This window comes from Saprospira grandis, from assembly GCF_027594745.1.
GTDB lineage: Bacteria > Bacteroidota > Bacteroidia > Chitinophagales > Saprospiraceae > Saprospira > Saprospira grandis.
This window is the reverse complement of the sequence record NZ_CP110854.1, coordinates 3446868-3460544: the sequence shown is the minus strand read 5'-3', so window position 1 is coordinate 3460544 and position 13677 is coordinate 3446868. Positions and strand designations below refer to the sequence as shown.

The 13677-nt window shown below is 40.9% G+C and carries 8 protein-coding genes; 7 read left to right on the top strand and 1 reads right to left on the bottom strand.

The window, feature by feature from the left end:
• Nucleotides 1–271 precede the first annotated feature (271 nt).
• Nucleotides 272–3670 carry a DEAD/DEAH box helicase family protein gene (locus OP864_RS13640; RefSeq protein ID WP_270098708.1) on the bottom strand — a complete coding sequence of 1133 codons (3399 nt, stop codon included), beginning with the start codon at nt 3668–3670 and terminating at the stop codon, nt 272–274.
• Nucleotides 3671–4320: 650 nt separating this feature from the next.
• On the opposite strand from OP864_RS13640, the gene OP864_RS13635 reads away from it, so the two are divergent.
• From OP864_RS13635 to OP864_RS13605, 7 genes are all read left to right on the top strand, one after another.
• Complete coding sequence (locus OP864_RS13635; RefSeq protein WP_270100810.1) at nt 4321–5220, top strand: Rpn family recombination-promoting nuclease/putative transposase; 900 nt, start codon at nt 4321–4323, stop codon at nt 5218–5220.
• Between the two features lie 219 nt (nt 5221–5439).
• The gene (locus OP864_RS13630; protein WP_270100809.1) at nt 5440–6315 is read left to right on the top strand and encodes an Rpn family recombination-promoting nuclease/putative transposase; all 876 of its coding nucleotides are present in this window, start codon (nt 5440–5442) and stop codon (nt 6313–6315) included.
• A gap of 158 nt (nt 6316–6473) precedes the next feature.
• Complete coding sequence (locus OP864_RS13625) at nt 6474–6818, top strand: ComEA family DNA-binding protein (protein ID WP_270098707.1); 345 nt, start codon at nt 6474–6476, stop codon at nt 6816–6818.
• Entirely contained in the window at nt 6793–7326 is a 534-nt protein-coding gene (locus OP864_RS13620; RefSeq protein WP_270098706.1) for a ComEA family DNA-binding protein, read from the top strand. Before OP864_RS13625 ends, OP864_RS13620 begins: the two co-directional genes overlap by 26 nt.
• Before the next feature lie 271 nt (nt 7327–7597).
• Entirely contained in the window at nt 7598–8857 is a 1260-nt protein-coding gene (locus OP864_RS13615) for a T9SS type A sorting domain-containing protein (RefSeq protein WP_270098705.1), read from the top strand.
• A 162-nt stretch (nt 8858–9019) separates the two neighbouring features.
• Complete coding sequence (locus OP864_RS13610; RefSeq protein ID WP_270098704.1) at nt 9020–9646, top strand: hypothetical protein; 627 nt, start codon at nt 9020–9022, stop codon at nt 9644–9646.
• A gap of 118 nt (nt 9647–9764) precedes the next feature.
• Entirely contained in the window at nt 9765–13499 is a 3735-nt protein-coding gene (locus OP864_RS13605; protein WP_270098703.1) for an nSTAND3 domain-containing NTPase, read from the top strand.
• Nucleotides 13500–13677 lie beyond the last annotated feature (178 nt).

Here is a 13677-nt window from a genome sequence, read left to right as displayed (position 1 = left end):
TTATTATCTCCCTTCCATGCTTACAGCCCTGGGCTGAAGCCCAGGGTTGTTGACTGAGCGAACTGACGGACTAAAGTCCTTGTTCGCTTTTCTATTCTAAGGCTATTCACTATAGTAAGAAAATGATCCCAAGCCGTTTATTAGTACTCGTTATGGGCCGATGGTTTTAACCATCGGCTCATTTTTATTGCGCCTAGTATGGCCTCTTTTGTTGCTGTGGGTTTCAACCCACAGGTACTATAAAATGCCAATAGTCGCCTAGGGGCTCCCCCTAAGCCGGCTCCGTATTCTTATTTATGGCCTTAATGAGCTCTACTAGGCCTTTAACATGCCCACCGAAGAGGTCGACCAAATTGCCATGGCGATTGAAGGGTTCGCCCATAATATCTTGGGGTTGCAAATAGCCATTGGTTACAAAATGCTGCACAATCAATTGGACCAAGGCCAGTTGTTGGGCATTCCATTTTTGTTCTTGCAGATAATCGGCAAAAGTGCTTTGGACGGCGGCGGGGTCTAGCCCAATAATCGAGCGGATAAATCGGCCCAAAGAGAGCTCGCCTTGTTCGGCTTGCAGCTCTTCTTTTTTGCCCTGGGTTTGCTCGAGGATAAAGCGTTCTAGGGCTTCTACCTCGGCTAGGGTTAGGGGCTGATTGCTATGCAGCTTTTGTAGATAAAGCTGCTCCTTATTTTCGGTCAGTAGGCGGTAGAGTCGTTGTTTATAGGGCTCGGAATAGCCGCCATAGCCCTGCATTTCTCTATCTTCGGCTCCAGTCAGCTCATCGGCAAAATGGCTATAAATGGCTTGTTTTTGCTTTTTATCGAGCAGGCGAAGCAGTTCCCGCAGTTCTAGGCGGGCCTCCTCTAGTCCCCAAAAATCGAGGGCCTCAATAGCGCCGAGCTGGCGCAACTGTCTGATGAGTGGCGCTTTTTCTCGAATCTGTTTGATATTGCCTTTTTGGGCCAGCAGATCGAGGCTTTCTCGCAGGCGGTTGGCCTTTTTGCTTCGGTCTTTATTTTTCAGGAAAAGCAATTGCAGTTGCCAAATCATTTGATCAAAGCGGCGGGCGCCTAGATCGCTATCCTGATCTACCTGCGCGGCAACAGGGGCCAGTTCTTCGACAATCTCCTTCAGTTCTTTGCTATTGAGCTGATCCCAGCGGCTGCGCTGCTCATACTTTTTGTAGAGCGGATAAATGGCTTTGACCTCAATTTGGTGCTGATCTAGATCCATGAGGGCCTGCCAGGCCTCATCTCTTAGGGTCTTTTGATGGGCCAAAAAGCGTTCATCATCCTGATAATCCAGATGATTGAGGGCTTGGGCAATTTCTAGCTTAAGCTTATAGGCCCGCTCCTCCATAGAGGGGCTGCGGCTGCCTTGGCCCTTCTCAAAACTCTCCTCGAAGAAGCTCACATTATCGCAAACATCAAAGATGTAAAAGAAGGTTTTGTCTTGGCCGGGACCAAAGAGGTCGGGAGACAAACGAGTTCCCCTACCCAGCATCTGCCAAAACTTGGCATGAGAGCGCACCTTTTTGTAGAAGACCAGATTGACAATTTCGGGCACATCTACCCCCGTATCGAGCATATCTACCGAAATGGCAATTTGGGGAAGCTGTCTGGGGTCTTTAAAACGATCGTACAGCGATTCTACATGGTCCTTACTGCCATAAATGGTTTCGGCTAAGTCGGCCTGGGCCGGAAAAAGCAAATCAAAGCGCTTTTTGAGAAACTTAGCATGCTTAATATTTTTGGCAAAGATGATGGTTTTGCCCAGTTTATCGCCTTGTTCTACCTTGAGGCCCTTTTCCATCAAGAGATGGAGGATTTTATCGGCTGTGGGGGCATTAAAGAGTCGAACATCTAGCTCGCTATTGGCGATAGATTCGGGCATATCCTCCTCTTCTTCATTCATGAAACTATCTTCATACTCTTCTTTTTCGGCGGGACTAAGGTCCTTATAATGCACCCCCTCATTGGTAATTTGAGTGCTACCATCTATAATGATGGGCGGAACCAGATAGTTGGCTGCCACGGCCTCTTCAAGTGGATACTCAAAGGTGGGGTTGTTCTTTGGACAATGAAAGAGCTGATAGGTATTGCGGTCTACCTGAGCTTGGGGCGTAGCCGTTAGGCCAATTAAAATTGCATCAAAATAATCAAAGATGGCCTTATACTTCTTATAGACCGAACGGTGGGCCTCATCCACCACAATAAAATCAAATTGGGCAATGCCAAATTTTCGCTCCTCTGTTCTATTCAGATAATTGAGCATGCTGGGATAAGTAGAGAAGACCAAGCGGGCATGCTCCTCCCCTTCTTCCTTTTTATCGAGCAGACTAATGCTGCTGTAGTTTTCTAGATGATCTTTAAAAGCATGTTGGGCTTGTTTGACTAAAGTGCGGCGGTCGGCCAAAAAGAGGATCCGTTTGGCCCAGTTATTTTCAAAAAGGACCTTAGCCAAAGCCGCAGCCGTACGGGTTTTTCCGCTACCCGTGGCCATAGATAAAAGTACCGCCCGCTCTCGGTTTTCTAGGGCTTGGTTCACACTGAGCACCGCCTGCATTTGGTAGGGGCGGCCCGCAATCTGAGGGTCGGGCCCTACCGTCGAAATGGCTTTTCTATTTTTGTGCTTATAGTGTAGATGCTCTAGCTCTTCTCGGCTATAAAAGCCCAAAATAGAGCGCTCTGCCTTATAAAACTGATCATCGATGATCGTGGTTTCTAGGCCATTACTCAAAAAGATAATGGGACGACAGCCCGTAGTTCGTTCTAGGGCATCGGCATATAGTTTGGCCTGTTCCTTTCCTTTTTCGGGGTCTTTCGTAATGGATTTGGCTTCGAGAATAGCTAGGGGCAATCCTTTTTCATCAAAGAATACATAGTCGGCATAGCCCTTACGGCCAGGATACATCTCATGAATGGTATATTCTTCAACAACTTGTCGATGGTCCTTGAGATTCCAGCCCGCTTCTCGCAGCATCTGGTTAATATAGAGTTCGCGACTTTGTTGTTCGGTCCGCACTTCTGGGGCTAGGCCAGGTTCCTCGCCTTTTTTCAGCATATTGGCGCGGTTACGTTCTTTTTGCGCCTTAAACTGTGCGTTTTCTTCTTTTAGTCGCTGGTGTTCCTCCTCAATTTTCTTGAGCCGCTCGAGCTCCTTGAGGATGGTTTTTTGTTTGTCCTCAAAGCTTTTTTCTAGTTTGGCCAATTCCTTTCGGCTCAGTTCCTTTTGGGCGCTTCCGCCTAGGGGCAAATGCTCATCAGACCAGCTATGAATGGGCATAGCTTCATTGGCCGAATAACTTCGGGCCAGCCAATTCATAAAGCGAAAAACATTTTTTAGGGCTTCTTTGGCCTCTTCTCCACTCACCGCCTGGGCAGTATGGGCCGCCGCATTGCCAATTTTGCGAATATAGTCAAGGTCCCGCTGCATAGAAGGCCGCAGCATCTGCTTAAAACTGGGCTTTTGCAAAAGACCAAAAAGGGTTTCATCGGCATAGCGCTGACCCAAATCTTCATCATGGTCATAGAGCCAATAAACCGTTAATTCTAAAGTCAATCGGCTATAAAAAGCAGCCGTCCGAGGAGCGGTTAATAGGTGTTTTTCGGCCTCTCTTGCTTGGGTATAGAGCTGGGGCCATTCCTTTTTGAGGAAGTGGAAATTACTCATGTTTGTCTGTTTTGTTCTGCCCTGAAAATAATTAAAATGCGTCAAGAAGTACAAATAAAACTAACTTTTGTCCAGCCTATCTAGAATCTAATATTTTTTTTGATGTTTTGGGGCCTCCCGCCTGCGGCGGGCGGTTACTCCCTTCGGTCGTCGAACTGCGGTCTAAAGACCTTGTTGTCGTTTCGCAGCTCGCTATTTTTTTGGGGCCTCCCGCCTGCGGCGGGCGGTTACTCCCTTCGGTCGTCGAACTGCGGTCTAAAGACCTTGTTGTCGTTTCGCAGCTCGCTATTTTTTTGGGGCCTCCCGCCTGCGGCGGGCGCTACGTTTCGCAGCTCGCTATTCGCTCGGCCCTGCAGCGGCTGCGCCGCTTTGGTCTGGCCCTGCGGGCCACTGCTGCACATCGCTAGGCCGCCCCCTACTGCAGATCGGTTACTCCCTTCGGTCGTCGAACGGCGGCCTAAAGGCCTTGTTGTGGCCGGGCGCTTCGCGCCCCCAAACCGCAAATTTGGTCCAAAATTAAAATTAAGTGTATCAAACTGTTGATTATTTGGTTTTTAGTCTGTATAGTTGGTGGTATACGCAGTTTTTAGCACTGCATTTTTTCACCACCTCATTTAAATGCCTTAATTTTGGGAAAAGAAGAAAAAAAGATGATCAAGGATCGCTATATCAATCCACTAACCGATTTTGGATTTAAGAAGCTTTTTGGCGAGGCCGCCAATAAGGAGCTACTCATCCATTTTCTCAATCAGCTGCTGCCCGAAAAGCATCAGGTGGAGGATCTCGAATATCTCCCTAGCGAACGCCTGCCCTCCAGCTTTCTGGACCGAAAAGTTATTTTTGATATCTATTGCACCAGCAGCCGAGGCGAGCAGTTTATTATTGAGCTGCAACGCAGTAAGCAAAATCACTTCATCGACCGCTCTATTTTTTATAGCACCTTCCCCATTCAAGAACAATCCGAAAGGGGCGATTGGAATTTTAAGCTCTGGCCCATTTATACGATCTGTATTCTCGATTTTAAGATCAATCAGCCCAATCCCCATAATCGAGTGATCCGCTATGTACAGCTCAAGGACCAAGATAAAGAGCTTTTCTTTGAAGACCTCACCTATATTTATATCGAGCTGCCTAATTTCACCAAAACCCTAGATGAGCTAGAAGACCTACAGGATAAATGGCTTTATCTTTTCCGTTATTTGGCCAAATTAGAAGATCGGCCAGCGGCCTTGCAAGAGCGTATTTTCACGAGGCTTTTTCATGCCGCCGAAATTGCCAGCTACTCTATTGAGGAGCGCCAAAATTATGAGGTCTCTCTCAAAAAGCATCGAGATATTAAAAATGCTATCGACACCGCCCTAGAAGAGGGCCTAGAAAAAGGCAGAGCGGAGGGCCTGGAAGAAGGACTCGAACAAGGACGGGAAGAAGGCGCATTAGCAGCCAAAAAAGCCATGGCCAAGCAAATGCAAGCCGCCAACTTAGCCCTAGAACAAATTGCCAAAATTACGGGCTGCTCTTTAGAACAACTCAAAAATTGGCTAGAAGATTAGCCTTAAAGGATAGAAAGCTTGAACCTTAGCAGGTTCAAGCTTTTTCTTTTCTACTAGGCCCTAATAAATGCTTTTTGGCCCAAATTCAAAATTAAGTGTATCAAACTGTTGACTATTTGGTTTTTAGTCCTTATAGTCGGTAGTATACGCAGTTTTTAGTACTGCATTTTTTTACCACCTCATTTAAATATCTTAATTTTGGGAAAAGAAGAAAAAAAGATGATCAAGGATCGCTACATCAATCCACTGACCGATTTTGGATTTAAGAAGCTTTTTGGCGAGGCCGCCAATAAGGAGCTACTCATCCATTTTCTCAATCAGCTGCTGCCCGAAAAGCATCAGGTGGAGGACCTCGAATATCTCCCTAGCGAACGCCTGCCTTCCAGCTTTCTGGACCGAAAAGTTATTTTTGATATCTATTGCACCAGCAGCCGAGGCGAGCAGTTTATCATCGAGCTGCAACGCAGTAAGCAAAATCATTTCATCGATCGCTCTATTTTTTATAGCACTTTCCCCATTCAAGAACAATCCGAAAGGGGCGATTGGAATTTTAAGCTTTGGCCCATTTATACGATCTGTATTCTCGATTTTAAGATCAATCAGCCCAATCCCCATAATCGAGTGATTCGCTATGTACAGCTCAAGGACCAAGATAAAGAGCTTTTCTTTGAAGACCTCACTTATATTTATATCGAGCTGCCTAATTTCACCAAAACCCTAGATGAGCTAGAAGATCTACAGGATAAATGGCTTTATCTTTTCCGTTATTTGGCCAAATTAGAAGATCGGCCAGCGGCCTTGCAAGAGCGCATTTTCACAGGGCTTTTCCATGCCGCCGAAATTGCCAGCTACTCTATTGAGGAGCGCCAAAATTATGAGGTCTCCCTCAAAAAGCATCGAGATATCAAAAATGCGATTGACAGCGCCCTAGAGGAGGGTCTAGAAAAAGGACGGGAAGAAGGCCTAAAAGAAGGTGAGCTAAAGGCCAAAAAAGCCATGGCCAAGCAAATGCAGGCCGCCAACTTAGCCCTAGAACAAATTGCCCAAATTACGGGCTGCTCTCTAGAACAAATCAAAAACTGGCTAGAGGATTAGCCCAAAATAATAGAAAGCTTGAACCTACTGAGGTTCAAGCTTTTTCTTTTCCTTAGACCACAGATAAACTGAACGTAAATTTGCGTTTACAACCTTAAATCTTATCTTTAAGGGCCAAAACAAAATGAGCGATTTTGTCACCTTCAATTTCTCTCATTATGTTACAAGATTACTTTTACTACAGTCGTTCGGAGCGGGTTGCGGCCCTGACCTTAATTATCTTGATTTTATTTTTCTTTGGGCTCAATAGTTATTTGTATTGGCGGCCTAATTCAGAGCCACCATTAAAAATGGAAGTTTTACTTTTGGAGCAAGACAAAGTAGACAGTCTGGCCCCAGAAGAAATTGTATTGGCTCCATTTGACCCTAATTTGGCAGAGCAAGAGGAGCTAGAGCAACTGGGCTTATCGGCAAGGACGGCTAGGTTCATAATTAACTATCGGTCTAAGGGGGGGAAAGTATCGCTACAAAGAAGATTTGGCGAAGATTTACACCTTAGATAGTGCGGATTATATTCGCTTGAAGCCCTATATACAGTTGCCCGGGCGGCCAGCTAATTTTGAGCCCTATGAACGGAAGAAGAAAAAGCAGAAAAGGCGGCCTAAGTTTGATCGTTTAGAGATCAATTCGGCCAATGAGCAAGACTGGCAAGAGCTGCGCGGAATTGGGCCAGGCTATGCCCGAAGAATTGTAAAATTTAGAAAAGCCTTGGGCGGATTTCACAAGGTAGAGCAAGTAGCCGAGCTTTATGGTTTACCTGATTCTACCTATCAAAAAATCAAGGGGAAGCTACATTGCCGGCCACATAATATTAAGAAAATCAACTTGAATACAGCTACAGAGGAAGAGCTAAAAAGCCACCCCTACTTAAATTGGAAGCAAGCCAAGGCGATTATTCGTTGGCGAGAAGAGCAAGAACCATTTGATGGTCCACATGTCCTGCAAACCTTTTTTGAGTTTGATGATGGGAGTGGAAACTACGATCGCCTGTTGCCTTATTTGAGTTGGTAAGCTGCTTGAAGTCTAGGAATTCCATTTGGCCTAGCGATGCGGCGGGGTGGCCCGAAGGGCCAGACCCAGGCGCTGCAAGCGCCGCAGGGCCGAGCAAACCTGCGAGCCCCAAAGCGTAGCGCCGCAGCTTTGCTGCGGAGGCCCCAAAAAATAAATATTAGTTCTTCAAACTAAGTGATATTGAGGAGAGTTTACGGCTTAACAATAATTTTACAAAAGAATTTTTTTTTGTAATATTGCTGTATTGCAGTAACCAACAACATCATATTTTATGAGCAAGCTATTTTACTTCTTAATGGCCCTGTTTTTTGGGTCGAGCCTAATGGCTCAAAACGGCTGTGATGGGCAGCGTTATCGGGAGCTTATCTTCACTGATATTGACACGGCTTTGGCGGTACAATTTGGGGAGAACGTTACCTTTAATGGCGATACACAGCAATTGTATATGGATATTTATTATCCGGCGAATGATCAAATCAGCGATCGGCCGGCTATTATTTGGGCCTTTGGCGGCAGCTTTATTTCTGGCGATCGGGAGCAATTGGCTAGTCTTTGCCATTACTCGGCGCAGCAGGGCTATGTGGCTGTAGCCATTGATTATCGTTTGTATGATGGGCCTTTTTTTCCCTTGCCCGATTCATTTGACTTTTTAGATGTGGCCATCAAGGCGATGGGCGACATGAAAGCATCTGTCCGTAAATTGCGGGAAGATGCGGCCAATGGCAACCCTTATCAGATTGATACTAATTACATTTTTGCAGGAGGTGTTTCTGCTGGGGCAATTACAGCCATGCAAGCCGGTTTTGTAGATGCTACAGACCCCATTCCGGCTCATATTGACACGATTATTCAGAATAATGGTGGCTTAGAAGGCAACAGTTCTTCTAACTATCAGTATTCTTCTGAGATCCATGCCGTGATTAACTATTCTGGCGCTTTGGCTCGTACGAGCTGGATGGATGCCAACGATCCGCCCGTATTTTCGGTGCATGATGATGGCGATGATGTAGTGCCTTATGGTCCTGGTTTTGCCTCTATTAGTGCAGGGGGATTCAGCGTGGACATTGTCTATGTAGAGGGCAGCGAAACGATCACGCAAAAGGCCAATGATTTGGGCTTGACCAATGGGTTGATTACCATTCCGAATAGCAATGACCACGTTAGTTATATGTCTGGAGGCCCTAATGTGCCTACATGGCAAGACTCTGTTTTTGACAACAGCTTTTTGTTTTTGCACAATGAGGTTTGTGGTTTGGCTGCTGGAGTAGACGAACTTTCGGTGCCTTTGGTAGAAGGCCAAGTTTTTCCTAATCCTGCTCAAGAGCGGGTATTCCTTCGCCTCAACAACTGGCCAGCGGGGCAGCTACAGCTCTCGCTCTATGATCTTCAGGGGCGTCAGTTGCGTCAGTGGGCCGAAACGCCCGCTCAGCAGATTGAGATTCAGCGTCAGCAATTGCCTGCAGGTTTGTATGTTCTGCGTCTGCAACTAGAAAATGGGCAGCGTTTGGAACGGAAAGTGATTTTCAGATAGATTGCTTAGTAAAGAGTATAAAAACGCCTAGTGAGAGCTAGGCGTTTTTTTTTGCTCTAACCGCTGGACTTTGTTTTTATAGGAAGGATGACTATCTTATACTCTATTCCATAATAAATAGAAAAGCGCCTTATCCCTTAACTATATACCGCCCCCACTCAAATGAACAAAAAGACCTACCAAACAGACTATACTCCCCCTAACTTAGAAGAGGATACCGCTTTTCTAGCCAACTCCAAATCCTTAGCATTTAAGCTGGTGGATTTCTGGAAATGGAATCAATCGAACTTAATAGAAAACCGAACTAGAGGCATTCTGGCGGAATTCATTGTAAAAATGGCGCTAGACATAAATTCCCCTAGCCGTTTAGAGTGGGATGCCTATGATTTTGAAACCCAAACAGAAAAAGGGAAGGTCAAAATTGAGATAAAATCTGCTGCTTATATCCAAGCATGGGCGCAGAAAAAGCTATCTAGTATTAGCTTTGGAATTGCGCCTACTAAAGGGCTGCTGCAGGATGGAAATTACTCGGAAACATACAAAAGGCAGGCAGATATTTATATTTTCTGCCTGTTGGATCATAAGGATCAAGCAACGATCAACCCGCTGGATATGGACCAATGGTGTTTTTATCTGGCTCCAACTTCCCTTTTGAATGAAGAACTAGGCGATCAAAAGAGTTTGTCGCTGGCTCGCCTCAAAAAACTGGGGCTGAAGGCTGTAAAATATAGTGATTTGAAAATTTGCTTTGAGGTTGTTGTGGGGGGAGGTAGTGTGGGAAATATTTAAAAAATATACTATTATTGTCTCAGATGAAGTAAAGTCTATATTTAGCAAAACTCGTTTTACGACACATAAATAATCGCACAAATATACACATCCTCTACCCTAGATAAAATTGACTGATATGAGTAGACTACAAACAATAGAAAATCGGCTAAAAGAAATTAACGGAACTAGATTTCAAGAGCTTTGCGATAGTTATTTAACTATTAGAGATAATAACTATTTAGCTATATCTAGAACAGGAAGCCAAATAGGGAAACAAAAGACAACAAAAGGAACACCTGATACTTTCTTCCAATTACCTAACGGAAATTTTTTGTACGCTGAAATAACAACTGATACAAGTACAAAAAACAAGCTTGCCAATGACATAAAAGCTTGTTTTAACCCAGACAAGACAAAAATCCCCATTGAAAAAATTCAAGAAATCATTCTTTGTTTTAATTGGAATATAGGTCAAGATAAAATAATCGAATTAGATACACTTGCTCAAAGTTATAAAGCTGATATTATAATTAAATATTTGATGTTACAAGAACTAGCTTTAGAACTTCACTTAAATCATAGAGATTTAGCTCATCATTATTTAGGTCTACCTTTAGATACAGGTCAAATAGTTTCAATAGAAAACTTCATCAAGGAGTATGATAGAGCTTCAAAAGGTATTGCGACACCATTAAACAATACATTTCTACATAGAGAAACAGAACTTGAAGAATTAAGTAATGCCATAGATAGTCACGACTTTATAATTCTTACAGGAGCGCCAGGAGTTGGAAAAACAAAGTTAGCACTTGAAGCTATCAATAATTACCTATCTAAAAACAATTCTTTTCAGGCTTACTGTGTTTCTTACAAAAGCCATACTCTACTTGACGATTTGTACCAATATTTTGATGTAGACAAAGATTATATACTTTTTGTAGATGATGCAAATAGAATTGATGCATTTGAACAAATAACAGGTTTTTTTAAAGCCAATAGAAACGGAAAACTTAAGATAATAATTACAGTTAGGGATTATGCGTTTCAAGAAATTGGCAGAAAATGTCAAGAATTTTCAACTCAACGAATAGACTTGTTCAAGCTTTCAGATGAACAAATTATTGATATAATAAAACCTGAGCCATTTAAAATATTAAACCCTGATTACCATAAGGAAATAGTAAGAATTGCTGATGGAAATCCAAGATTGGCTATAATGACATCGCTTTTAGCTAAAAAAGAACAAAATTTATATGCCCTTCACAATGTATCCGATTTATTTGAAAAGTATTTTTCAACCTTCATCAAAGATGATGGTGAGTTTGAAAGCCCTTTAAACATAAAATGTCTTGGACTAATTGCTTTCTTTTATACTATTCCGTATAAAAATAGAGAAGTAACAGAATCGATTTTAAAAGAGTTTGATGTTTCGTATAATGATTTTATTGATATAATTGATACTCTCGACAAATTAGAGTTGGTAGAAATTCAATTTGAACACGTGAAAGTGCCAGAGCAAAATCTTGCGACTTTTTTCTTTTACAAAGCATTTATCAAAGATAATTTACTTTCATTCAGCACTCTCCTAAAGAACTACTTTGAAAACTATAAAATTAGATTTAAAGATACTATTATTCCTGCCAACAATACTTTTGGTCCACAAAATGTAATGGACAAAATTAACCCCGACTTGGTAGATTATTGGACGCACATTAGTTCTGACAGCAACAAATCTTTTGATTTTCTCAATTCATTTTGGTTCTATTTACAAGACCAAACTTTAGAGTTTACATATCAGCAAATAGAAGCACTTCCCAAAGTAGAAGAAACTACATACGATACTTCTTATGAAACAAATCAGTTCAATTATGACAAAGATGAAATCATTGAACTACTAGGTAATTTTTTTCGTCTTCATAGTAAAAATTTAAAGGATTCTATTGAATTATTATTTGAGTATGTATCACGTAAACCGAATAAGTTGCCCGAATTGATACATAAAATTAGAGATTTATTGGTTTTTGATAAAGATGATGAATATTCGAACTTTTATAGGCAAAAAATTTTATTCGATATTCTAATAAGAGGAGTAGAAAATAATTTGTTATTATTTTATACATCCTTTTACGAACTTGCTAAAACTTTTCTTTCTTATAAATTCCAGCAATTAAAAGGAGGTAGAAAAAATAGTTTTATTCATTATCAATATCCGATTCCAAATAGTGTTACTATTCAAGAATTCAGAACAAAAATTTGGAAGTCTCTAGAAAGTAGTTTTGACTCTCAACCAATTCTGGCTTTTAATCTTTTAAAGAATTATTCAAGAGTTTATCCAGACAATAAAGAGATAATGTCATTCGATGCCCTATTTATACTCAAGATAATTAACAAGCATTTAACTAGTCAAAGTTTTGAACATTGTAAATATGTCCAAAACCAAATAAGGTGGTTTAGAAGATACAATTTAAATTTACCCGAATTCTCAAATCTAACAGGTAAATTTGTCAATAAAACATATTTAACTTTTTTGAAAATTGATTGGGATAGACTTAGAGATAGGGAACTGTATGAATTTGATGATTTGCGAGAATATGAGCGATTAAAAGAGGCAGAAATAAGAAGCTCATTCATTTTAACCAATGAAGACGAAATCAACAATTTTTACGATACTTTCATTTTACTCAAGAATTCAGCGGACAACAAATGGAGTTATAACAATGCTCTAGATTTTGTTATTGATGAAAATTACTCAAAAGACTTAAAAATAGGCCTTGCCTTGTTAAAGAAAGTAATTGAAAATGATAATCAGGTTAACTATATTCCAAGAGTTACTTTTAGAAATCAGTTGAAAGTTGAGAATGCCGTCAATCAAATTTGGAAACTTATTCAGCAATCACAATTTGAAAATAAAGAGCTCTGGGAATTATCATTTTATGATTACATAGATGATACTTTAATCAATGATAAACTATCCGATTCATTGATTAAAACAATTTCAAAAATGGACAAACCCAGTACAATTCATTTTGGCAGACTTGAGCGATTTTTAAAAGTAAAGCCAAATCTGTTTCTGATAATTTTAAAGTTAATTACTGAAAAGAACGAAAAGAAAGGCTTACGGTTACAAGTTGGGATGGACTTTTTCAGTAAACATTTTGAAAAGCTTGGAGATGATATTGAGTTAATTAAAAAAGCTTATATCCAACAAAATATTATTCAACATCATTTTGATTATCAAGGAAAAGGATTTTTGCAAATATTAAAGGTTGATAAAAATTTCTTGATTGAGTTTGTTGAAAGTCTATATTCTTCTACTGAAAGACATAGTCTTAGTGGTGACCATAGCGATATGAGTTATGTATGGAATATAGATAATATAGAAGATACACTTATCCAAGTATTTGACTTAGTAATTGAGAAAGATTTATACTTTGGTATTTTAGAGCATTACTGCAATGTATTCTTTAGAAATCTCAAAGATGAATATAGTTCAAAAGCAGATAATTTCATCAGACAATATGTAGTCGATAATAATAAAGACTACAGGAAAATGCAAATCATTGTCGACCTAATAAGAAATTCAAGAAAAAAATTATTTGAAGAGATTTTCTTGTTATTTATTTCATTAAATCAAGATAAAGAAACTTTTGGCAAGTTAATGTGGAGAAAAAATGGTGGGACTTATTCTGGAGATGTTATTATTGGAGACATCCAAGCCTCAGAATGGAGAAACTTATTGGAAATCGCTAATAAATCGGATCTGGGAATAAAATTGATCCCAATAAAGAGTTATATCAATAAAAAAATTGAATCTTGCTTAAGAAATGCAGACAAAGAAAAAGCTAATAGATTTTTAAGGAAAAATTATTAGTGTCAAAGTACATATAATTTATATTGTAGCTTGCTCCACTCTAAAAGAAATCATAACAGACATCAACCACCTCACCGACATAATTACTAGCAAGAACTAATATAAATTAAGAAGAGCCCCACCACAACACAAAAATCCCCGACCACTCCAGTGCTCGGGGATTTCCTTCCCCTCCATT